14 protein-coding genes and 1 riboswitch are annotated in these 22706 nt (G+C 74.6%); of the genes, 6 read left to right on the forward strand and 8 right to left on the reverse strand.

The features are described 5' to 3' along the window. Positions 1-113 precede the first annotated feature (113 nt). Both rnc and mutM read left to right on the forward strand, forming a co-directional pair. Positions 114-917, forward strand: a complete 804-nt coding sequence (gene rnc / locus ACFWEJ_RS07515; RefSeq protein ID WP_377228574.1) for a ribonuclease III — start codon at positions 114-116, stop codon at positions 915-917. Further along, positions 910-2061 carry a bifunctional DNA-formamidopyrimidine glycosylase/DNA-(apurinic or apyrimidinic site) lyase gene (gene mutM, locus ACFWEJ_RS07520; protein ID WP_377228575.1) on the forward strand — a complete coding sequence of 384 codons (1152 nt, stop codon included), beginning with the start codon at positions 910-912 and terminating at the stop codon, positions 2059-2061. Before rnc ends, mutM begins: the two co-directional genes overlap by 8 nt. Before the next feature lie 112 nt (positions 2062-2173). On the opposite strand, the gene ACFWEJ_RS07525 is transcribed toward mutM, so the two are convergent. Beyond that, positions 2174-3151 (reverse strand): NAD(P)-dependent oxidoreductase, encoded by a 978-nt coding sequence (locus ACFWEJ_RS07525; protein WP_377228576.1) that lies wholly within the window; start codon positions 3149-3151, stop codon positions 2174-2176. 141 nt (positions 3152-3292) lie between these two features. Continuing rightward, positions 3293-4177 carry a C40 family peptidase gene (locus ACFWEJ_RS07530; RefSeq protein WP_377228577.1) on the reverse strand — a complete coding sequence of 295 codons (885 nt, stop codon included), beginning with the start codon at positions 4175-4177 and terminating at the stop codon, positions 3293-3295. Continuing rightward, a riboswitch (cyclic di-AMP (ydaO/yuaA leader) is annotated at positions 4178-4357 on the reverse strand. A 128-nt stretch (positions 4358-4485) separates the two neighbouring features. Between ACFWEJ_RS07530 and ACFWEJ_RS07535 the strand changes: the two genes are divergently transcribed. After that, the gene (locus tag ACFWEJ_RS07535) at positions 4486-6309 is read left to right on the forward strand and encodes a phytoene desaturase family protein (protein ID WP_377228578.1); all 1824 of its coding nucleotides are present in this window, start codon (positions 4486-4488) and stop codon (positions 6307-6309) included. Between the two features lie 189 nt (positions 6310-6498). Here the strand turns inward: ACFWEJ_RS07535 and ACFWEJ_RS07540 are convergent, their stop codons facing one another. Together ACFWEJ_RS07540 and ACFWEJ_RS07545 are read right to left on the reverse strand one after the other, a co-directional pair. Beyond that, positions 6499-9006, reverse strand: coding sequence for an ABC transporter permease (locus ACFWEJ_RS07540; RefSeq protein WP_377228579.1), 2508 nt, complete (start codon positions 9004-9006; stop codon positions 6499-6501). Further along, a complete protein-coding gene (locus ACFWEJ_RS07545) occupies positions 9006-9785 on the reverse strand; it encodes an ABC transporter ATP-binding protein (protein WP_377228580.1) in 780 nt (259 codons plus the stop codon). Before ACFWEJ_RS07545 ends, ACFWEJ_RS07540 begins: the two co-directional genes overlap by 1 nt. An 87-nt stretch (positions 9786-9872) precedes the next feature. Between ACFWEJ_RS07545 and ACFWEJ_RS07550 the strand changes: the two genes are divergently transcribed. Both ACFWEJ_RS07550 and ACFWEJ_RS07555 read left to right on the forward strand, forming a co-directional pair. Further along, positions 9873-10589, forward strand: coding sequence for a response regulator transcription factor (locus ACFWEJ_RS07550; RefSeq protein ID WP_377228581.1), 717 nt, complete (start codon positions 9873-9875; stop codon positions 10587-10589). 10 nt (positions 10590-10599) lie between these two features. Beyond that, positions 10600-11697 carry a sensor histidine kinase gene (locus ACFWEJ_RS07555; RefSeq protein ID WP_377228582.1) on the forward strand — a complete coding sequence of 366 codons (1098 nt, stop codon included), beginning with the start codon at positions 10600-10602 and terminating at the stop codon, positions 11695-11697. A 111-nt stretch (positions 11698-11808) separates the two neighbouring features. Here the strand turns inward: ACFWEJ_RS07555 and cydC are convergent, their stop codons facing one another. From cydC to ACFWEJ_RS07575, 4 genes are read right to left on the reverse strand one after another with little or no spacing between them, the layout of a single operon-like run. Then, entirely contained in the window at positions 11809-13767 is a 1959-nt protein-coding gene (gene cydC / locus ACFWEJ_RS07560) for a thiol reductant ABC exporter subunit CydC (RefSeq protein WP_377228583.1), read from the reverse strand. Beyond that, positions 13764-15752, reverse strand: coding sequence for a thiol reductant ABC exporter subunit CydD (gene cydD / locus ACFWEJ_RS07565; RefSeq protein WP_377228584.1), 1989 nt, complete (start codon positions 15750-15752; stop codon positions 13764-13766). Before cydD ends, cydC begins: the two co-directional genes overlap by 4 nt. A 34-nt stretch (positions 15753-15786) precedes the next feature. After that, complete coding sequence (cydB, locus tag ACFWEJ_RS07570; protein WP_377228585.1) at positions 15787-16836, reverse strand: cytochrome d ubiquinol oxidase subunit II; 1050 nt, start codon at positions 16834-16836, stop codon at positions 15787-15789. Between the two features lie 44 nt (positions 16837-16880). After that, positions 16881-18377, reverse strand: coding sequence for a cytochrome ubiquinol oxidase subunit I (locus tag ACFWEJ_RS07575; protein ID WP_377228586.1), 1497 nt, complete (start codon positions 18375-18377; stop codon positions 16881-16883). Between the two features lie 450 nt (positions 18378-18827). Between ACFWEJ_RS07575 and ACFWEJ_RS07580 the strand changes: the two genes are divergently transcribed. Beyond that, positions 18828-22673 carry an Rne/Rng family ribonuclease gene (locus ACFWEJ_RS07580; protein WP_377228587.1) on the forward strand — a complete coding sequence of 1282 codons (3846 nt, stop codon included), beginning with the start codon at positions 18828-18830 and terminating at the stop codon, positions 22671-22673. Positions 22674-22706 lie beyond the last annotated feature (33 nt).

The raw sequence follows: 22706 nt of genomic DNA on the forward strand, positions 1-22706 counted from the left end.
GGTACGCCGATGGCATGTTCCCACCGATGCACATTGATGAGGTTCGAGACGAAGAAACCGGTGAAGTCACCCGGGCCGGGCGGGAGCCGCGGCCCGGCGGGGTGGTCTTGATCATGGTCTCGGCGGAGGTCCATCTGGACCCCAAGCTTCTTGTGCTGGCACTGACCCACCGGTCGTTCGCGCACGAGGCCGGGGGCATCCCCACCAACGAACGCCTGGAGTTCCTGGGCGACACGGTGCTGGGGCTCGTGGTCACCGAGGCGCTGTACCGGCGCCACCCGGACCAGTCGGAGGGCGACCTGGCGCGCATGCGCGCGGCCACGGTGTCGCAGCGTGCGCTCGCCGCGATCGCGCGCACCCTCGGCCTGGGCAAGTACGTGCTGCTCGGCAAGGGTGAGATCCGCACGCGCGGCTTCGAGAAGGACTCGATCCTGTCCGACACGGTCGAGGCGCTGATCGGCGCCACGTACCTGTCGCACGGCCTGGAGACCTCGCGCAAGCTGGTGCACCGGCTGGTGGACCCGACGCTCGACGTCGCCGCCGGGCTGGGCGCGGGCCTGGACTGGAAGACCTCCCTGCAGGAGGCGTCCGCCGAGCGCGGCCTGGGCGCCCCCGACTACATCGCCACGTTCGAGGGGCCCGAGCACGCGCGCGTCTTCCACTCGACCGTCGTGATCGACGGCGTCACCTACGGGTCGGGTTCCGGCACCGCGAAGAAGCACGCCGAGCAGGGCGCCGCGGAGGAGACCTACCGGGCCCTGCTGGAGAGGTTCCCGCTGCCCGACAAGGCCGACGGCGCCGACGCGTCGGCCGCGCACAAGGCGTCTGCGGGCAAGTCTGACGTGGGCAAGCCTGACGCGGGCACGTCCGACGCCGGCACGTCTGACGCGAGCAAGGCGCCGGCCGCCGGTGCCTGAGCTCCCCGAGGTCGAGACCGTCCGGGACGGTCTCGACCGGCTCGTCGTGGGCGCCGTGGTGCGCGAGGTCGAGGTCTTCCGCGAGTACAGCGTCCGCAGGCACGACGGCGGCCCGGACTCCTTCCGCGACCAGCTCACCGGACGGCGCCTGGCGGCCGCGGTGCGCCGCGGCAAGTTCCTCTGGCTGCCGCTGACGGAGCCTGCGGTCCCGTCGACGGCGCAGGCCGAGGCCCAGGCGCTGACGCCGACGCCGACGCCCGACGCGGCGCCGTCGGCGAACTCCGCTCCGGCGGCCGACCCCGCCGAGGCTGCGGCCTCCGCCGAGCCCCGCCCCGCGGCCGCGCTGCTGGCGCACCTCGGGATGTCGGGGCAGCTCCTCGTGCGCGGCGCCGCGCCGAGCGCCGCCCCGGTCGCAGTGCCCAGCGCCGCCCCCGGCACCGCCCCGGCCGCCGTCCCGGACGAGGAACCAGCCCGCACCCCGACCGGCGCGGCCGACCCGGCCGACGACTGGCAGCACCCCCACCTGCGGGTCCGCCTGCACCTGGACGGCGCCCCCTCCGGCGCGCTGTACCTCGACTTCGTGGACCAGCGCACGTTCGGGCACCTGAGCGTCCAGGACCTCGTGCCTGACGGCACGGACGCGAGCGTCCCCGCCGGACACGGTTCCGACCTGCCGGTGCTGCCCGAGCCGGTGGCGCACATCGCGCGCGACCTGCTCGACCCGAACCTGGACCTGGACGCTCTGGTGAGCCGCGTCCGCCGTCGTCGGACACAGGTCAAGCGCGCCCTGCTGGACCAGACCGTGGTCTCCGGCGTGGGCAACATCTACGCCGACGAGGCGCTGTGGCGGGCGCAGGTGCACTGGGCCCGGGCGACCGACAAGCTGAAGGCCGCCGACGTGCGCCGCGTGCTGGACTCGGCGGCCGAGGTGATGCGCGAGGCGCTGGCGCAGGGCGGCACGAGCTTCGACGAGCTGTACGTCAACGTGAACGGCGAGTCGGGGTACTTCGACCGGTCGCTCGCCGTGTACGGCCGGGAGAACGAGGAGTGCCGCCGCTGCGGTGCGCTGGTGCGCCGCGACGCGTTCATGAACCGGTCGTCGTTCAGCTGCCCGGTCTGCGAGCCCAAACCGCGCGGCCTCTGACCCCCGCCCCACCCGTTGAGTGCTGGGTATTTGTTGCTTCCGAGCGCCTGGAACAACAAATAGCCAGCACTCAACGAGGGCGAGGGTGAGGGGCGGGGGCGGGGCGGGTTGGCTAGCGGGGGGTCACGTTGCGGAGCGGGGTGCCCGTGCGCCAGGCCGTGAGCTGGTCGGCCAGGAAGCGGGCCGCGCCGCGCGGACGGCCGCCCGCGACGTGCGGCGTGAGGATCAGGTTCGGCACGTCCCACAGCGGCGAGTCCGTGGGCAGCGGCTCGGTCTCCATGACGTCGAGCGCGGCACCGGCGAGCCGTCCGGAGCGCAGGGCGTCCTCCAGGGCGGCCTCGTCCACGGTCGCGCCGCGGCCGACGTTCACGAACCGCGCGGTCGGCGGCAGCAGGCCCAGCAGCCGGGCGTCCAGGATGTGCCGCGTCGCGGGCACGGCGGGCAGCAGCGAGACGAGCAGGTCGGTCTCGGCCAGCAGCGCGTCGAGGCCGCTGGCGTCGACCACGGGGTAGCCGGAGCGCTCGCCCGCCCGCGAGGCGACGCCCGTGACCTGCGCGCCGAGCGCGGTGAGCAGCGGGGCCAGCCGCAGGGCGATCGACCCGAAGCCCCAGATCGTCACGCGCGCGCCGTCGAGCGAGTACTCGCGGCCGGTGACGCCGTCGGCCTGGGCGAACGCGATCTCCTTGGCCCAGCGGTGCTCCCGCTGCGCGGCCAGGGACACGTCGATCCGGCGGACCGACGCCAGGATCAGGGCCAGCGCGTGCTCGGTGACGGTGTCGTCGTGCAGCGACTGCCCCGACGAGATGACGACGTCGGGCGCGAACCCGGAGCGCAGCGCGACGTCCGGCCCCGCCGACAGGGTCTGCACCCAGCGCAGGCCGGTCAGCCGCTCGGCGGCGTCGGCCACGATCTTGGGCGGGCTGGACCAGGTGACGAGCAGCTCGGCGTCGGTGTGCTCGGCGGGGATCGGCTCGTTCATCGCGTAGGTGGCGACGGTGTCGGTGCCGCCGGGCGCGAAGGAGGCTCCGCCGTCGGGCAGCAGGGACGGGAAGTCGAGGTCGAAGGGCACGTCCGGTACGAGGATCTTCACGCCGGGGACGTTACCCGACCGGGGCACGAAGCAGAGCGCCCGTCCGGCTTGCCCGAGGGGAACCTCGGGACGGCCGGGCGGGCGCTCTGCGCCGGGGGTTCTTGCGAGTCGTGCGGGTGCTGCGTGATGTGCCGGGAGGCGTCAGCCCGTCACCCGGATGAAGACCGGGTTGGTCTGCCACATCTCCGTGTAGTGCACGGGGACGCCCTCCTGCTGGGCCTCGACGACCATGCCGTTGCCCGCGTAGAGCGAGACATGGCCGGACGTCCAGACGATGTCGCCCGGCTGGGCCTCCGCGGCGGAGACCTGGTAGCCGACGGTCGACATCGAGGCCGAGCTGTGCGGGAGGCTGACCCCGAGCTGGGCGTAGACGTACTGGATGAGCCCGGAGCAGTCGAAGCCGCTGGGGGAGGCTCCGCCCCACACGTAGGGCACGCCCACGTACTCGAGGGCGAGGTTGACGGCCTGCTGGCCGAGGTCCGCGGAGGACTCGGACGCTGCCGCCGCGGCGGCCTCGGCCTCGGCGGCTGCTGCCGCCGCAGCCTCGGCGGCGGCCTTCGCCTCCGCCTCGGCCTTCGCCTTGGCTTCCGCCTCTGCCTTGGCGCGCGCCTCGGCCTCCGCCTTCGCCTTGGCCTCGGCGATGCCGGCGTCCGTCTCGGCGTACGGGGTCACGGTGACGCGACCCTTCTCGGACTGGAAGTCGGCGTCGTGGGCGACCTCGACCTTGGTCACGAGGTTCTCGGCCAGGCCCGCGCGGGTCTTGGTGTCGAACGTCTTGTTCGCGAGCGTGGTCTGGGTGTGGGACTCGGCAGGCGCGGTGTGGGCGGTCTGGGTGAAGACCGACGCGAGCATGCCGGACGTGACGACCGCGATGGCGCCGGTACGGGCGGCATTCTCGGCTGCTGTCTGGGTCAGAGCGGTGAAGGGGGTGAGAGCGGGGCCCTCGGCGCGGTGCCGCCCCCGGTTGCTGGGTCGGTTTGCCTGGTCGTCCGCCCAGTCATGGGTGCGGTCGGTGAGTACGGTCACCAGTGATCTCCTCGGACGCCTACGAGGTGAGCTGTCGGGTTCGGATGGGGAGAGCGATCACCCGGCCTCACAAGGAGGCTTCACCCCGAGGACACTCGCGTGCCCGGCTTACCTGGTTCCCCCGCCCCTGTCACGTTCTGGCTGCTCAGGACCGGTGACAGGATTCGGCGTCCGGGCCTGGACCTCCCCGTTGCTGGAGCGGCGAGATCGACCGTACTCGTCCGTTGCGTAAATGTCACGATTAGGTCACATACCGTCTTGTGATGGAACGTTCCTGGCAATGAGTGCCGCGTGTCACCATGGCGTGCATGCCCGATTCCCTGCTCGACCCCCTGCGCGCGCGGTACGACGTCGTCGTCGTCGGCGGCGGTCACAACGGCCTCACCGCGGCGGCCTACGCGGCCCGCGGCGGGCGCTCGGTCCTCGTCCTGGAGCGCGCCGACCACGTGGGCGGCGCCGCCGTCTCGGCCCGCCCGTTCGCGGGCGTCGACGCCCGCCTGTCGCGCTACTCCTACCTCGTCTCGCTCCTCCCGCGCCGGATCGTCGACGAGCTCGGTCTCCCGGTCCGCCTCATCCGCCGCCGCTTCTCTTCCTACACCCCCGTGGCCGACGGCGGCCTGCTGGTCGATACCCAGGACGACGCCGCCACCCGCGCCTCGTTCCGGCGCCTGACCGGATCCGACGCCGACTTCGAGGCCTGGGGCCGGTTCTACGCGATGACCGCCGAGGTGGCCCGCCGCCTCGCCCCGACGCTCACCGAGCCCCTGCTCCCGCGCTCCGCGGTGCGGCACCTCGTCGCCGACGGTGTGGGCGAGGAGGCCTGGCGCGCCCTCTTCGAGGAGCCCCTCGGTGAGGTGCTGCGCCGCACCTTCGCCGACGACGTCGTGCGGGGCGTCGCCGCCACCGACGGCCTGATCGGCACGTTCGCCGACGTCGACGAGCCGTCCCTGCGGCAGAACCGCTGCTTCCTCTACCACGTGATCGGCAACGGTACCGGCGACTGGGACGTGCCGGTGGGCGGCATGGGCGCCGTCTCCGGCGCCCTGCGCGACGCCGCGGTGGCGGCCGGCGCCACGATCGTCACCTCGGCGACCGTCACCGCCGTCGACCCCGGGGCCGTGGGGGCCGACGTGGCCTGGACCGACGCCGACGGGCGCACCCGGGGCGTGACCGCCGGGCACGTGCTGGCCGGGTGCGCGCCGGCCGAGCTGGAGCGGCTGCTCGCCGCGGCCGGGCGGGGTGCGGCCTCCGGTGCGGCCTCCGGGTCGTCCTCCGGTTCGTCCTCCGCGGAGCCGGGGTCGGCCGGGGCTGCCGGACCGGGGCCCGAGGGCGCCCAGCTCAAGGTGAACATGCTGCTGCGCCGGCTGCCCAGGCTGCGCGACGACGTCGACCCCGTGGCGGCGTTCAGTGGAACGCTGCACGTCAACGAGTCGCTCACCCAGCTCCAGGACGCCTACGCGCAGGCGGCCGCCGGACGCATCCCCGACCTGCCGCCGAGCGAGATCTACTGCCACACGCTGTCCGACCGGACGATCCTCGGCCCGGAGCTCGCCGCGACCGAGGCGCAGACCATCACGCTGTTCGGGCTGCACATGCCGGCCCGGCTCTTCCGCGCGGACCCCGACGGCGCCCGCCAGCGGGCCCTGGCGGCCACCCTCGCGTCCCTGAACACGGTGCTGGCCGAGCCCATCGAGGACGTGCTCGCGCTCGACGCCGACGGCGCCCCCTGCCTGGAGGTGCGCACCCCCGTGGACCTGGAGGGCGACGTGGGGCTGCCGGGCGGGCACATCTTCCACCGCGACCTGAGCTGGCCCTTCGCGGAGGAACGGTCGGGTGCCGAGTCAGGCGCTGGGTCGTCGTCGGCGGGGGCGGGCGCGGCCGGGTCGGGCGGGACCGGGTCGGGCGTGGCCGGATCGGGCGGGGCCGGGCCTGCGGACGCCGGGGCCGCGACCGGGCTGGGCGTCGGAGCCGACGTCGGCGTCGGCGTCGGCGGCGCCGCCGAGCGCTGGGGCGTGGCGACCGCGCACCCGCGGGTGCTGCTCGCCGGCGCCGGAGCCCGCCGCGGCGGCGGCGTGAGCGGCATCCCGGGCCGCGCGGCGGCGATGGCGGTCCTGGAGTCCCCGGCCCGCTGACCCCCGCCCGACCCATCGGCAGACCCTCGGTGTTGACCACAGCACCTGCTGCCAGGTCGGCGCCTCTGCTGGCAGCAACCGCTGTGGTCAACGCCGGCTGACCTTGGTTCAGCAGGCCGTGGGCGACCGGAACTCCGAGGTTCATGGTCGTCTGCGGCCTGCTGAACCGAGGTCAGCAGGCGCAGGTCCTCAGTCGAGGGTCAGGGCCGTCGTCGGGGTGACGGCGGACGCCCGGCGGGCCGGGAGGACGGCGGCCAGCAGGCCCGCCAGGGCGCCCACCGGCACGACGGCGGCGAGCTCGGCCCACGGGACGCGCCAGGTCGCGGCGTCGAGCGCCGTCTGCACGAACGTCTCGTAGCCCACCCAGGCGAACCCCACGCCGAGCACCGTGCCGAGCAGGGTCGCGGTCATGGACAGCAGCACGGCCTCGGCCGCCAGCATGCGCCGCAGCTGCCGGCGGGTGAGGCCGAGCGCGCGCAGCATCGCGTGCTCGCGGACCCGCTCCAGCACGGACAGCCCGAGCGTGTTCGCGATCCCGATCAGCGCGATCACCACGGAGATGCCCAGCAGCCCGAGCGTCGCGGCCGTGATGGTCCCCAGCATCTGGTTGTCGGCCACCTCGGCGCGGAGCCCGTTGTCGACGTCGACGCCGGCCGCGTCGGCCAGCGTGTCCAGGTCGGCGAGGAGCGCGACCGGGTCGGCGTCGGCCGAGGCGCGGACCCACACCGCGTACGTCTGCGGCGAGCCCAGGGAGGTCAGCGTCTCCGGTGCGACGATGCCGGCCCCGCCCCAGCCCGAACCCGTGGTGACCCGCAGGTCCACGGGCGAGGCGGCGACGTCGTGCCCGCCGTCCCCGGTGGTGCTCGCCGTCACCGTGCCGGCGGTCCCGTCGCCGAGCCGCTGCGCCGGGTCGTCTCCGTACACGTCCGCGTCCAGCGCGACCGTGCCCGGCTCGACCCGGGCGAACGCCCCGCCGTCCCGGGCGACCGCACTCGCGTCCGGCGCGCCGAGCAGCAGGAGCGGCCGGTCGGCCCCGGTCACGTCGCCCCCGGCTGTGTCGCCCCCGGCTGCCTCGCCTCCCGCCGTGTCGCCCCCGGCTGCGTCATCCCCGGTCAGGTCCACCAGCACGCCGTCGACGGCGATCGCCTCGCCCACGCCGGGCGTGGCCCGCACCTGGTCCAGCACGTCGGCGTCCAGCGGCCCGGTCCACGACGTGAGCGCGACATCGAGCGGGTGCGCGGTGCCGTGGTTCGCGTCCACCGAGGCGCGCGTGGTGGCCAGCCCGGTGAGCACTGCCGTCGTCAGGGTGACGCCGACCAGCAGGGACGCGGCGGTGGCGGCGGTCCGGCGCGGGTTGCGCACGGCGTTCTCCGTCGCGAGCCGCCCCCCGGGGCCGAGCAGCGCCCCGACGACCCGCACCACCCGCGGGACCAGCAGGGGCCCGAGGAGGAGCACGCCCGCGAACAGCATGCCGCCGCCGGCCACCATGCTGACCGTGCTGTCCTGGACGGCCGCCACCGCGAGCAGCGCGACGCCGCCGGCCAGGAACGCCGCCCCGAGCGCCATCCGGGTGCGGCCCGCGCCCGACCGCACGTCCACGGCGCCGTCGGGACGCAGCGCCGCCAGCGGGCTGATCCGCACGACGCGGCGGGTCGGCAGCCAGGACGCGACCGCTGTCACCACCAGCCCGACCGCGAACCCGCCGAGCAGCCACCAGCCCGGCAGCTGCGCGGGAGCGGTCAGCGGGCTCTGCCGCGTGAGCGCGTCGACCAGGGCGATCAGGCCGTAGCCGAGGCCGGCGCCGGCCGCCACGCCGACCAGCGAGGCGAGCACCCCGACGACGGCTGCCTCCCGGCGCACGGACCCCATCACCTGGCGGCGCGTGGCGCCGACGCAGCGCAGCAGCGCGAAGTCGCGCACCCGCTGGGCGAACAGGATCGAGAACGTGTTCGTGATGACCAGCACCGAGACGAGGATCGCGATGCCGGCGAAGACCAGCAGGAGCAGCGACAGCGTGTTCACGTTGTTGGTGTGCTGGGCCATGCTCTCGGCGACGTGCTCCTCGGGCGTGACCGCCGTCGCGCCGTCCGGCAGCGGGCCGGTGTCCCCGATGACGACCGCCCGGTCCAGCAGGAGGGTCTCGTCGTCGCGCCAGTTCAGCAGCTGCTCGAAGGTGACGTAGACCGCGGCCTGGCCCAGGTTCGCGGACGCCGCCACGATGCCCACGACCTTGAGGTCGGCGGCGGTCGACCCGGCGCCGAGCGTGATCTCGTCGCCCACGGAGATCTCCATGTCCTGGGCGGTCCACACGTCGACCACGGCCTCGCCGGTGCGTTCCGGGAAGCGGCCCGAGTCGAGCGTCTGCCAGCGCAGCCGCGGCGCGGCGGCGATGTTCGCGACGAACTTGCCGGGGGCCTGCTCGGCGCCGGCCCGCAGCGGCAGGGTGGCCGAGCCGAGGACGGCGACGTCGTCGCCGTGCTGCGCGGCGTAGGTGATCGCGTTCTGGGTGCCCAGGTCCCGGACCACGTGGTCGGCGCCCGCGAACTGCGCCCCGGCGCCGGCCGTGATCCCGGTCTGCACACCGGCCGTGAGCACGCCGACCGCCACGACGAAGGCCACCGCGACCACCACGGCGACCGCGGCCGCGACGTACCGGCGCAGGTGGCGGCGCAGCGACTGCAGGAGGACGGTGCGCATCAGGCGATCAGCCCGTCCTGCACCGTGACCACGTCGTCGGCGTACGCCGCGGCGTCCGGCTCGTGGGTAACCATCACGACGGTCTGCCCGAGCTCGCGCGCCGACCGCCGCAGGTGGTCCAGCACCTCCGCCGACGTGGTGCTGTCCAGGTTGCCGGTGGGCTCGTCGGCGAACAGCAGACTCGGCCGGGTGACCAGGGCCCGGGCGATCGCGACCCGCTGCTGCTGGCCGCCCGACAGCTCGGCGGGCCGGTGGTCGAGCCGATCGGCGACACCGAGGCTGTCCGCGAGCTCGTCGGCGCGCTCGCGGGCGGCGTCGTCGATCTTCGGGTGGGCCAGCTCCAGGGGGAGCAGGATGTTCTGGCGCGCGGTGAGCATCGGCAACAGGTTGAACGACTGGAACACGAAGCCGATGTGCTCGCGGCGGAAGATCGTCAGGGCGTCGTCGCCGAGCGACCCGAGGTCTGTGCCGCCCACCGCGACGGTGCCGCCGCTGGGGCGGTCCAGCCCGGCGAGGCAGTGCATGAGCGTGGACTTGCCCGATCCGCTCGGGCCCATGATCGCGGTGAACCGCCCGCGCGGGACGTCGAGGTCGACGCCGCGCAGGGCGTGCACCTGGGCCTCGCCGCGGCCGTAGGTCTTGGTCAGGCCGCGCGCAGCGGCGGCGAGAGGCCGGTCGGTCGCGGGCGCCGTGGCGGGTTCTGTGGTGGGCCCGGCGGTGGGCTGCGTGGTGGCCGGCCGGTCGGCCGCCGTCGCCGGTGCTCGTCTGCTGGAGGACATGGCGCCAGCCAAGTGGGCACGCGGTTGCCGCCGCGTATGCGAATTTCCATATGCCCCCGATATACCCGCGGTCCGTAGCATCAGGGCATGCGTGTGCTGATCGTCGAGGACGAGCCCGAGATGGCGGAGGGCATCCGCGCGGGCCTGCGCCTGGAGGCGATCGCCGCCGACGTCGCGGGCGACGGCCACACCGCGCTGGAGCTGCTGAGCGTCAACGGGTACGACATCGCGGTGCTCGACCGCGACATCCCCGGGCCCTCGGGGGACGAGATCGCCCGGCGCGTGGTCGCGTCCGGCAGCGGCATGCCGATCCTCATGCTCACCGCCGCCGACCGGCTCGACGACAAGGCCTCCGGGTTCGAGCTCGGCGCCGACGACTACCTCACCAAGCCCTTCGAGCTGCGCGAGCTCGTGCTCCGGCTCCGGGCGCTCGACCGCCGTCGGGCCCACCACCGCCCGCCCGTGCGGGAGATCGCGGGGCTGCGGCTGGACCCGTTCCGCCGCGAGGTCTACCGCGACGGCCGCTACGTGCCGCTCACGCGCAAGCAGTTCGCCGTGCTGGAGGTTCTCGTCGGCGCGGAGGGCGGCGTCGTCAGCGCCGAGGAGCTGCTGGAACGGGCGTGGGACGAGAACGCCGACCCCTTCACCAACGCCGTGCGCATCACCGTCTCGGCGCTGCGCAAGCGGCTCGGCGAGCCGTGGGTGATCGCCACGGTGGCCGGGGTGGGCTACCGCATCGACGTCGCCGAGGGCGCCGACCATGGCGCGGACGCCGACCGTGTCGAGGACGCCGACCATGGCTAGGGCGCCCGGAATGAGCGTCCGCCTCAAGCTCACCCTGAGCTACACGGGGTTCCTCATGCTGGCGGGCACCCTCGTGCTCGGCGTCGCGTGGGCGTTCCTGCTGCGGTTCTCGCCCTCGGCGGGGATCGACTCCCTGCGCGAGCTCACCAACCCCCAGGTCTTCATCGGCGGCTGGGGGCCGCGGGTGTTCGTCCCGGCGGCCCTCGTGGTGATGGCGTTCCTGCTGTTGTTCGGCCTGGTGGGCGGGTGGTTCCTCGCGGGCCGCATGCTCGCCCCGCTGGCGCAGATCACCGACGCCACGCGGCGGGCCGCGGGCGGGTCGCTCGCGCACCGGATCCACCTGCCGGGCCGCCGGGACGAGTTCCGCGAGCTCGCCGACTCCTTCGACGCCATGCTCGCCCGGCTCGAGTCGCAGGTCGCGGAGCAGCGCCGGTTCGCCGCCAACGCCTCCCACGAGCTGCGCACCCCGCTGGCCATCACCCAGACGTTCCTCGACGTGGCCCGCCGGGACCCGGACGGCGACACCGGCAACCTCGTCGAGCGGCTGCACGCCGTCAACTCCCGGGCGATCGACCTCACCGAGGCCCTGCTCGTGCTGAGCCGCGCCGACCAGCGGTCCTTCACCCCGGAACGCATCGACCTGTCCCTCCTGGCCGAGGAGGCCACCGAGACGCTCCTGCCGCTGGCCGGCCGCCGCGGCGTCACGATCGAGACCTCGGGCGACGTCGCGCCCACGACCGGGTCGCCGACCCTCCTGCTACAGCTGACGACGAACCTGGTGCACAACGCGATCGTGCACAACCTGCCGGACGGCGCCGCCGAGCCCGGGACGGTGCTGGTCCGTACCGCCACGGGGCCCGGCGGGCCGACGCTCACGGTCGAGAACACGGGCGAGCGGCTCACCGCGGGCCTCGTGGCCACGCTCGCCGAGCCGTTCCAGCGCGGCACCGAGCGGGCGCGCGCCAGACGGTCCGGCGGCGACCACGTGGGCGTCGGCCTGGGCCTGGCCATCGTCCGGAGCATCACCGAGGCGCACGACGGGACCCTCGCCCTCGAACCCCGGGCCGGCGGCGGCCTCCGCGCCACGGTCCGCCTGCCCGCCGGCTGAGCCGGCAGCGCGTCGGCCGGCCCGCGTCGGCCGAGCCGACGTCGCTCGACCATGCAGCTGCTGCCAGATGCGGGCCCGGCGTGGCAGCAGGTGCATGGTCGATGCCGCCCGTCAGGCCTCCTGGGCCGCCGACCAGGCGTAGGTCGCGTCCCCCGCGAGCAGGTCGGCGTGCCGCCCGCGGGCCGCGACGGTCGCGGGGGAGCCGGGGCCGGCCGACCCGGCCGCTGGTTCGTCCGCCGCTCCCTCCGCCGGTCCGCCGGCCGTCCCGTCCGCCAGGAGCAGCACCTCGTCCGCCACGGCCAGCGGCGTCAGCCGGTGCGTCGCCAGCAGCACCGCCCGGCCGGTCGCGCGGGCGTGGGCCGCGACGGCGTCCACGAGCGCGTCGGCGGTCGTCCCGTCGAGGTGCTCGGCGGGCTCGTCCACGAGCAGCACCCGCGCCGGCGCCAGGAGCGCACGCGCCACCAGCAGCCGACGACGCTCGCCGCCCGAGACCGCCGCCGCGTCCGTACCCACCACGGTGTCCAGACCCGCCGGGAGCGCGGCGAGCCAGTCGCCCAGCCCGACGGCGTCCAGCGCGGCGCGCGCCTCGTCCGGCGTGACGTCGCCACGCGCGACCCGCAGGTTCTCCAGCACGGTCGTGTCGAACACGTGCCCGTCCTCGGCGACGAACAGCGTCCCGCCACCCGTGTCCCCGGCCCGCGCGATCGGTAGCCCGTCTGGTGTTCGGCGGTCCGAGCTGCTGATCGCCTGAGGAGCTGCCGACCTTCCGCCGACCGCCCCGCTCACGGGCGGGATCAGTCCCGCCGCCGTCATCAGCAGCGTCGTCTTGCCCACGCCGGACGGCCCCGCCAGCGCCACGACCGAGCCCGGCGCCAGCGTGAGGGATACCCACTCGACCGCGACGACCGGCCGTCCGTCCGCGCCGGGCCAGCCGGCGGCGACTTCGTCCAGCACGAGCAGCGCGCCGCCGTCGCTCTCACGACCTGCGCCGTCCGCGCCGTCCTCGGCCCGCTCCGCGTCAGACGCCGAGGTCACCCGGGTGACCTGCACGTCTGACACGGGGGAGGGCTCCGGGAGCAGCGCCAGCAGCCGCCGCGCCGCCTCGCGCGACCGGTGCAGCTGGACCGCCGCGGCGGGCAGGCCCGAGGTCGCCTCGAACACGGCGAGCGGCGTCAGCACGATCACCGTCAGCGCCTCGGGCGACAGCGTGCCCGCCAGCGCCGCCGGGACACCGAACGCCAGCGACGCGAGCACCGCGAGGCCCTGGGCCAGCGCCCCCAGCGCGGCGGCGCGTCCGGAGGTGCGGGCGCCGTCGTCGGCCACGGCGGACAGCCGCGCGTCCGCGGCGTCCAGGTCGGCCAGCCGCGCGTCGAACCGCCCCGCGACCCGCAGCGGCGCCGACTCCTCCAGGAGCTCCAGGGTCAGCGCCGTCACCTCGCCGCGGGCGGCCGCGCCCCGCGCCTCGGTCCGGGCCGCGGCGCGCGCGGCGAGCCACGGTGTCACGACACCCGCCAGTACCAGGCAGAACGCCAGCGCCACGCCCGCGGCCGGCAGCAGCACGCCCAGCAGGATCACGGAACCCAGCGACGTCACCGCCGCGACGCCGGCGGGCACGACGGCGCGCACCACGACGTCGCCGACGTCGTCGACGTCCTGCCCGATCCGCGCCAGGAGCTCGCCGCGCCGCACGGTGACCGGCCGGTCGTCCGCGGCGAGCCGCTCGTACAGGTTGGCGCGCAGGGCGGCCATGCCCCGCAGGGCGACGTCGTGCGAGGCGAGGCGCTCGCAGTAGCGCAGCACGCCGCGCCCGATGCCGAAGGCCCGCACCGACACGACCGCGACGGAGAGCGTGAGCACCGGCGGCATCTGCGACGCGCGGGCGACCAGCCAGGCGGCGACGGCGGCGAGCCCGATCGCGCAGGCCAGCGCCAGCACGCCCAGCGCGATCGCGGCGGCGACCTTGCCGGGCCGGACCTCCAGCAGCGGCAGGATGCGCCGCAGCGGATCGCGGCCCGGTCCGGGCGCGGGGGAGGCCGGACGGGCCGGCTCGCGGGTCAGCTGGTCGGTCATCGGGTCCCCCGGTCGATCGCGAGGTCGGACGCCGGCCCGTCCGCGGAGCCGGGCGCCCCGCCCGTAGGTGTGGCCGGCTCTGTCAGGTCCGCGGCGCCCGACGAGCCCGGCGAGTCTGCCTGGTCGGTCGCGTCCGTCGGGTCCGCCGCCGAGCGGACGTCGATCACCTGGTCCGCGAGGGCGAGCAGCGACGCCCGGTGCGCGACGACAACAACGGTCCGGCCGGCGTCGCGCCAGGCGCGGACGGTGTCGAGCACGGCCTGCTCGCCGCGCGCGTCGAGGTGCGCGGTCGGCTCGTCGAGGATCACCAGCGGCCGGGCGGCCGCGTCGTCGAGCAGGGCGGACGTGAGCGCGACGCGCTGGCGCTGTCCGACGGACAGCCCTACCCCGCCGAGCCCGACGCGGGTGTCCCACCCGTCGGGCAGCGCGCCGACGACGGCGTCCAGCCCGGTCAGCCGCGCAGCCCCGGCAAGCGCCCGCTCGCCGTCCCCGTCGTCCGCGCCCGCGACACCGCCGAGCCCCGAGGCACCCTCCAGGACGACGTCGCGCAGCCGCCCCGGCGGGAGCGTGGGCCGCTGCGGAACCCAGGTGAGCCCGCCCCACCAGCCCGCGAGCTCGTCGGCGGTGGCGTCGGCCAGGTCGAGGAACGCGCCGTCGCCGGTGACCAGCCCAACCCGCCCGGCGTCCGGCGAGAGCAGCCCGAGAATGGTCAGCACCGCGGTCGACTTCCCGGCCCCGCTCGGCCCCCGCAACGCGACGACCAACCCGCCGTTCCCGACCGGTATCCGCGCCGACAACCCGGCAGGAGCGACAACCCCCCGCCCGGCAGCCCGCACGGAAACCCCCTCCAGCACCACGCCCCGCACACCTCCGCCACGCACCCCGGAAGGCGAGCCGCCCTCCGACCGGACGGAACCAGAGCCGGAACCAGAACCCGAAAGAAGCGCGAACGCCCGATCCACGGCGGCGACCCCGTCCACGGAAGCGTGGAACTCGGCCCCCACCCGCCGCAGCGGCAGGTAGATCTCCGGCGCCAGCACCAGCACGGCCAACGCCGGCTCCAGCAGCATCGCGCCCTCGACGAGCCGCAGCCCGACACCCACGGCGATGATCGCGACGGACAGCGTGGTGAGCAGCTCCAGCACCATCGAGGACAGGAACGCGATCCGCAGCGTGCCCATCGTGGCCTTGCGCGAGGCGTCGCCCAGCGCGCGCACCCGTTCGCCCGGCCCGAACGACCGGCCGAAGGCGCGCAGGGTCGGGAGCCCGGCGACCAGGTCGAGCACCTGGGCGCCGAGCCGTTCCACGGTGGCGAGCCGGCGTTCGGAGGTGCCCGCCGTCAGCCGCCCGACGAGCACCATGAACACTGGCACGAGCGGCAGTGTCACGATCGCGATGACCGCGGAGACCCAGTCCAGGCCGAACACCACGCACACGAGCGCGGGGGTGAGCAGCGCCGTCAGCACGAGCTGCGGCACGTACCGCACGAGGTACGGCTCCAGCGCGTCCAGGCCGCGCGTCGCCAGGGTCGCGACCTCGGCCTCGGGGCTCGCCCCGCTCCCGCTGCCCGACGTCGCCGCGGGGCTGTTCGCCGTCGCGCCGCCGTCCGCCGGCGGACCGCCCGCGACACCACCGCCGCCGTCCGCCGTCGGCCAGCTCGCCCTCGGGCCACGCAGCGCCCACGCCTCGACCACGGCGCGCCGCAGCTCGGCGATGGTGCGGGCGGCCGCGCGCAGCGCGTACCGCTCCTGGGCCCAGGCGACGGCGGCGCGCCCCGCGACGACGAAGGCCAGCCACGCGAAGGACCGCACGAGCTCCGGACCGGACACGCCGTCGCCGCGCACCACCGGCGTGAGGATCGCGGCGATGAGCAGCGCCTGCGCCACGATCAGCCCGGCTGCGGCGATGCCGAGGCCGACCGTGAGCGCCACGTACCAGCGGGCCGCGTGCACCTGGCGCAGCAGGCGGGGGTCGAGGGGCTTCATGACGTGATGTTCCCGTACCTGTCCGGGGTCCGGCTCAGAACGCCGACTCCTTGATCTTCTTCCAGGTCAGGCCCACCGGGGCGGGGATGTGGTCCACGGTGAGCCGGCGCCGGAAGACCCAGTAGGTCCAGCCCTGGTACAGGATCACCAGCGGCGTGAGGAACGCGGCCACCCAGGTCATGATGGTGAGGGTGTACGGGGTCGACGACGCCTCGGCGATGGTCAGGGAGTTGCCGCCGTCCAGGCCGGGCATGACGTCGGGGTACATGGAGCCGAAGACGAGCACCGTGGCCGCGATGATCGTCACGGCCGACAGGCCGAAGGCCCAGCCCTCGCGCCCGACCCGGTTCGTCAGCACCACACCGATCAGGGACAGCGCGGCGACCGCGACGGCGGCCCACGTCCAGGTGGCGGAGAACGCGACCTGCGCCCAGACCGCCCAGCCGCCGGCCACCAGCACGGCGACCAGGGACAGCACGCCGGCGAACCGCCGGGCCCGCGCCCGGATGTCGCCGTCGGTCTTGAGCGCCACGAACACGGACCCGTGCAGTAGGAACAGCACGAGCGTCGTGGCCCCGCCGAGCAGCGAGAACGGGTTGATCAGGGCCCAGAAGCCGCCCACGTACTGGTGCGCCTCGTCGAGCTGGACGCCGCGCACCAGGTTGGCGAACGCGACGCCCCAGAGCACGGCGGGCACCCAGGAGCCCACCTGGATCGCGAGGTCGCAGCGCCGCGACCAGACGGCGTCCGCGATCTTGCCGCGGTACTCGATGGCGACGCCGCGCACGATCAACGCCACCAGGATCAGCAGCAGCGGCAGGTAGAACCCGGAGAACAGGGTGGCGTACCACTCGGGGAACGCCGCGAAGGTGGCGCCGCCCGCGGTGATCAGCCACACCTCGTTGCCGTCCCAGACGGGCCCGATGGTGTTCAGCAGGACGCGCCGTTCCTTCTCCCGGTGCTCGGCCCGGCCGCGCGGGAGCAGGGACATGAGCATCCCGACGCCGAAGTCGAACCCCTCGAGCACGAGGTACCCGGTCCACAGGATCGCGATGATGAAGAACCACAGGAGTGCGAGGTCCACGGTCACTTCCTTGTCTGAGTCAGGTCAGGTCTTGCGGACGGGGGTCAGTAGGCGAAGGAGAGGGGCCGGTCGGAGTCGTCCGAGGCGGCCTCGGGCGACTCGTCGCGGACCGTCGTGGGTACGCCCTCGATCGTGTACCGGTGCATGAGCCGGTACCAGACGAAGGCCAGCACGCCGTAGAGCAGGGTGAACACGATCATCGAGGTGAGCACCATGCCCGGGCTCACCACCTCCGAGACCCCGCGCATGGTGAGCAGGCGGATCTGGTCGATGCCGGTGGGGTTCGGGGCCACCACCCAGGGCTGGCGGCCCATCTCCGTGAAGATCCAGCCGAACGACGAGGCGAGGAACGGCGTGGGGATCGCGATGATGCCGATGCGGGCGAGCCACTTGTTGTCGCTGACCCGGCCGCCGCGCGTGAACCAGAGCGCGGCCAGGGCGAGCAGCACGGACCCGGCCGCGAACCCGATCATGAGCCGGAAGCTCCAGTAGGTGACGGCGAGGTTGGGCGTGTACGAGATGGCGTTGCCGGCGTCGTCGGTGTCGCCGTACCGCTCGGAGTACTCCTGCTGCACGTCGTTGACGCCGGGCAGGAAGCTCTCCGGCCCCGAGAAGTGGCCGGTGCCGAGGTAGCTGGCCAGGCCGGGCACCTCCAAGATGTGCCGCACGCCCTCGCACGAGTTGGACAGGTCGCCGATCGTGAGGATCGAGAAGTTCGCCGCCTCCTCGCCCTCGCACAGCGCCTCGGCGGACGCCATCTTCCCGGGCTGCTGCTCGAACATCAGCTTGCCCTGGGCGTCGCCCGTCAGCGCCACGCCGACGCCGGCCACCAGCATCACCACTGTGCCGAGGATCACGGCGGGGCGGTACACGTTCCGGGCGAGCTCGACGGACTCCGGCTTCTTGGTCCGGGCCAGGCGCACCATCCACCAGGCGGCGATGCCCGCCACGAACGTCCCGGCCGTCAGGAACGCCGCCGCGACGGCGTGCGGGAAGGCCGCCCACAGCGTGTTGTTGGCGAGGATCGCCCAGATCGACTCCATCTCGGCGCGGCCGGTCTCGGGGTTGAACCGGGCGCCCACGGGGTGCTGCATCCAGGAGTTGGCGGCCAGGATGAAGAATGCCGACAGGTTCACCGCGATGGCCACGGCCCAGATGCAGGCCAGGTGCACCTTCTTGTTCAGGCGGTCCCAGCCGAAGATCCACAGGCCGAGGAACGTCGACTCCACGAAGAACGCGGCGAGGGCCTCCATGGCCAGCGGTGCGCCGAACACGTCGCCGACGAACCGGGAGTACTCGCTCCAGTTCATGCCGAACTGGAACTCCTGCACGATGCCCGTCACGACGCCGAGCGCGAAGTTGATCAGGAAGAGCTTGCCGAAGAACTTGGTCAGCCTCAGCCAGCGCTCGTTGCCCGTCCGCACCCAGGCGGTCTGCATGATCGCGACGAGCGGCGCCAGCCCGATCGTGAGCGGGACGAAGATGAAGTGATAGACGGTGGTGATGCCGAACTGCCAGCGTGCCAGGTCGAGAGCTTCCACTCCGGGCTCCTGAGGTGTGTCTCCGAAACGGCTTCTTCCCTTCGGACGCTAGGCCTGATCTGCCAGGTCCGCGCGTCGCCGCGGGGTGAGACCGTCGCTTGTGAATGTCTTCACAAGGCACTGTACACGGACTTGGAGCGCGGTTTGGCTCTTTGTTGCCCAAGGCTCAGATGTGGGCGGTACAGGCATGGTCTCCTGTGCGATACTGGTCGAACCCGCGCAGGCCACATCCCTGCGTGGACTGCAGAGTCCAACACTGCCCGCGATCCGCACGCGGTGCCGCAGTCACGACAGAACGTGGCCGCAGGCGTCCGCGAAGATCGCAGGAACAGGGCCGCAGCCGAGACTTCCGTCCAGATGTGTCGCTTCGCCGCGGCGCATCCACCGGACGACCGACCGCCTGGCGGTCCGCATGGTGTGGAGCGGACGCCGGCTACAGGAGCACCTCACGTGACGCCTTCCAGCACCACCGGTTCGACCATCGGGTCACAGGATGATCACGACGCACCTGAGGCGAACGCCCAGGTCACCACTGGTGGGGAGGCTCCGGCGGACGCTGCGCCCGCCAAGCGCCCGCGTCGTCGGGCCACGCGGTCCGTCGTCTCGACGGCCACCAACGTGGAGCCCATCGTCGTCGGCGCGTCCGACGCCCCCGCCGCCCCGGCGGAGAGCCAGCCCGTGACCACGGGCGGCACCGCGGCGGTCGCGACCTCCGCGGCCCCCACGGCCGGTGAGCCCACCACCAAGCGCCCGCGCCGCCGCGCCACGCGCGGCGTCTCCTCGCCCACCGCGGTCGAGGTGCCCGCCGCTCCCGCGCCCGTCGAGGAGCCGACGACGGACCAGCCGGTCGCCGCCGAGCCCGTCGTGGCCGAGGAGATCGCGCCCGCCGAGACGGAGATCACCACGGAGGCGGCTCCCGCCGTCGAGCCCGAGCCCGAGGCCGTCGTGGCTGCCGAGCCCGAGGCCGTCGTGGCTGCCGAGCCCGAGGTTCCCGCGGAGCCCGAGGCGCCTGCCGAGCCTGAGACGTCTGCCGAGCCCGAGGCGTCCGCCGAGCAGGCCGCCCCGCTCGACCTCGACCTGCCGGAGCCCGTCGCGGCCGAGGCCGCCGAGGCGCCGGCCCGTGGGGTCGCGAGCCTCGACGACATCGTGCTGCCCGGCGGCCCGGCCGCCGAGCCCGCCGCCGAGGCGGAGCAGGCCGCGCCGAAGCGCCGGACCCGTCGCAAGGCCGAGCCGACGGCGGAGGCCGCCACGGCCGAGCCGTCCGCCGAGGCCACGGCGCAGCCCGAGGCCGAGCCCGCGCCCAAGCGCAGCCGGTCGCGCCGCAAGCCCGCCTCGGAGCAGGCCGTCGAGCCGACGTCGGCGGAGGCCGCACCGGCTGAGCCGGCCCCCGCAGAGGCGCCCGCTGCGGCAGCGCCCGCCGCGGAGGCTCCGGCCGAGCCCGACGCCCGGTCCCGCACGCGTCGCGGCGGTCGCCGCCCGGCGTTTGAGCAGCCCGAGGCGCCCGCGCAGCCTGCGACGTCGCCCGCCGCGACGACCTCCGGCACGCGCGTGCCGCGCCTGGCGACGACCGCGCTGCTCTTCCAGGCGCCCGACGACTCGTCGGCGCGCCGTTCCCGCCGCGCGCAGGCCCCCGCCGGGCCGGCGCGTCCGCAGGACCTGACGCCGCAGTTCGCACGCCCTGTCGCCCGCCCGGTCGAGCCCGCCCCCGAGCAGGCCGCCCCCGAGCGCCGCGCACCCCGGACCGAGGCCCCCGCGACCCCGGCCGCCGAGGCGCCCGTCGCCGAGGCGCCTGTCGCCGACGCGCCCGCGCAGGCCCCGGCCGAGACCACGCCGGAGCCCCGCACCCGCAGGACCGGCTCGCGCCGGGCCGTGCGCCGCACGGGCGAGCCGGCCGCGCGGCCCGCGGCCGAGCCCGCCACGCAGGCCGGCACCCCGGACATCGCGCAGGAGAGCGCGCCGGCCGACGCCGAACCCACGGGTGACACCACGGCCGAGACGCCCGCTCCCGCGGCCGCCGCGGCCGCCCCGCAGTTCATCGTCGCCGACCTGAGCGAGGACGACGCGGCAGCGGTCGACGAGGTCGGCGCGATCGAGGAGGAGCTGGTCGCCGAGGGCGTCGAGCTCGAGGAGCTCGCCCCGGCGGACTTCGAGGAGTACGACGACGAGGAGGTGCGCCCGTCGCGCCGTCGTCGTCGCCGGGGTGGCCGAGGCCGCCGTGGCGGCCGCACCCGTTCGGACGACATGGACGACTCGGCGGACGAGGACCAGGACGACGAGTCCGAGGAGGACGCGCAGTCGTCCGCGGACGAGGACGGCGACGCCGAGGACGCCGGCCAGGACGCCGCAGAGGGTGACGAGGCCGACGGTGACGGCGAGGGCGAGGGCGGCAGCCGTCGTCGGCGCCGGCGTCGCCGGGGCACCCGCGGCGAGCGGGCCGAGGCCGCGGCCGCCCGCACGAGCCGCAGCGACGAGGTCACCGCGCTCAAGGGCTCGACCCGCCTGGAGGCGAAGCGCCAGCGTCGCCGCGAGGGCCGCGACCACGGCCGTCGTCGCCAGATCATCACCGAGGCCGAGTTCCTGGCCCGCCGCGAGTCGGTGCAGCGGTCGATGATCGTGCGCGAGAAGGACGGGCGTACGCAGATCGCGGTGCTGGAGGACGGCGTGCTCGTGGAGCACTACGTCTCGCAGCAGTCGCAGGCGTCGATGGCCGGCAACGTGTACCTGGGCCGCGTCCAGAACGTGCTGCCCTCCATGGAGGCCGCGTTCGTCGACGTCGGCAAGGGCCGCAACGCCGTGCTCTACGCGGGCGAGGTCAACTGGGACGCGGCGGGCCTGGAGGGTCAGCCGCGCCGCATCGAGCAGGCGCTCAAGTCGGGCGACTCCGTCCTGGTGCAGGTCACCAAGGACCCGATCGGGCACAAGGGCGCCCGGCTCACGAGCCAGGTCACCCTGGCCGGCCGGTACCTCGTGTTCGTGCCCGGCGGCGGCATGACCGGCATCAGCCGCAAGCTGCCCGACACCGAGCGGTCGCGCCTCAAGAAGATCCTTCGCGAGGTCGTGCCCGAGGGCGCGGGCGTCATCGTGCGCACCGCCGCCGAGGGGGCGAGCGAGGACGAGCTGCGCGCCGACGTCGAGCGCCTGCAGGGCCAGTGGGACGCCATCCAGGCCAAGTCCAAGAAGGCCTCCGCGCCCGCCCTGCTGCAGGGTGAGCCGGACATGGCGATCCGCGTGGTCCGCGACATCTTCAACGACGACTTCTCGTCGCTGGTGGTGCAGGGCGAGGGCGCGTGGGACGAGATCGCGCACTACGTCGAGGAGCTGGCCCCGGACCTGCGCGAGCGCGTGTCCAAGTGGGTCGAGAACACCGACGTGTTCACGGTGCACCGCGTGGACGAGCAGCTCGCCAAGGGCATGGACCGCAAGGTCTGGCTGCCCTCGGGTGGCTCGCTGGTCATCGACCGCACCGAGGCCATGACCGTCGTGGACGTCAACACCGGCAAGTTCACCGGTGCGGGCGGCACGCTCGAGGAGACCGTCACGCGGAACAACCTCGAGGCGGCCGAGGAGATCGTGCGGCAGCTCCGCCTGCGCGACATCGGCGGCATCATCGTCATCGACTTCATCGACATGGTGCTGGAGTCCAACCGCGACCTCGTGCTGCGTCGCCTCGTCGAGTGCCTCGGCCGGGACCGCACCAAGCACCAGGTGGCGGAGGTGACCTCGCTGGGCCTGGTCCAGATGACGCGCAAGCGTGTGGGCCAGGGTCTGGTCGAGGCGTTCTCCGAGACCTGCGAGCACTGCAAGGGCCGCGGCTTCATCGTGCACGAGGAGCCGATCGAGAAGCCGGGCTCCGGCGTCGGCCCCGGTTCCGCCGCGGTCGAGGAGAGCCCGCGCGCCGCGCGGTCGCGCCGCAAGCGCGGCAAGGAGGCCAAGGAGAAGGTGGCCCCCGCGCCGGAGCAGGCGGCTCCGGTCGCCAGCCTGCCCGAGGAGCGGTCCGAGGCGCGCGAGGCCGTGAAGGCCACGCTCGCGACGATCGCCGCCGCGGCGCAGCACGCGCACGAGACGCAGGACGCGGCGGAGGGCGGGCCCGCCACGCTGGACCAGATCCAGCTGCCCGCCGCCGGGTCGGGTTCGTCGGGCTCCGCGTCGTCCGCCGCTTCGCCGGCTGCCGCTGACACCTCCGCCTCCGCGGACTCGCCGGCGGACGCCGCGACGTCGGCGAGCGACACGCCGGAGGGGGGCTCCGGCACTGGGCAGCCGGAACCGCCCAAAGGAGCTGGCGACGAGGTCGCCTGAGCCGAAGAGGGGATTCTGGGCGCGGCTGATGGG

This window comes from Promicromonospora sp. NPDC060204 (assembly GCF_042728455.1).
GTDB lineage: Bacteria > Actinomycetota > Actinomycetes > Actinomycetales > Cellulomonadaceae > Promicromonospora.

Coding starts and splice junctions, on each gene's coding strand:
- rnc (WP_377228574.1), top strand. CDS start 114: ATGGTCTCGGCGGAGGTCCATCTGGACCCCAAGCTTCTTGTGCTGGCA.
- ACFWEJ_RS07535 (WP_377228578.1), top strand. CDS start 4,486: ATGCCCGATTCCCTGCTCGACCCCCTGCGCGCGCGGTACGACGTCGTC.
- ACFWEJ_RS07540 (WP_377228579.1), bottom strand. CDS start 9,006: ATGCGCACCGTCCTCCTGCAGTCGCTGCGCCGCCACCTGCGCCGGTAC.
- ACFWEJ_RS07545 (WP_377228580.1), bottom strand. CDS start 9,785: ATGTCCTCCAGCAGACGAGCACCGGCGACGGCGGCCGACCGGCCGGCC.
- ACFWEJ_RS07550 (WP_377228581.1), top strand. CDS start 9,873: ATGCGTGTGCTGATCGTCGAGGACGAGCCCGAGATGGCGGAGGGCATC.
- ACFWEJ_RS07555 (WP_377228582.1), top strand. CDS start 10,600: ATGAGCGTCCGCCTCAAGCTCACCCTGAGCTACACGGGGTTCCTCATG.
- cydC (WP_377228583.1), bottom strand. CDS start 13,767: ATGACCGACCAGCTGACCCGCGAGCCGGCCCGTCCGGCCTCCCCCGCG.
- cydD (WP_377228584.1), bottom strand. CDS start 15,752: ATGAAGCCCCTCGACCCCCGCCTGCTGCGCCAGGTGCACGCGGCCCGC.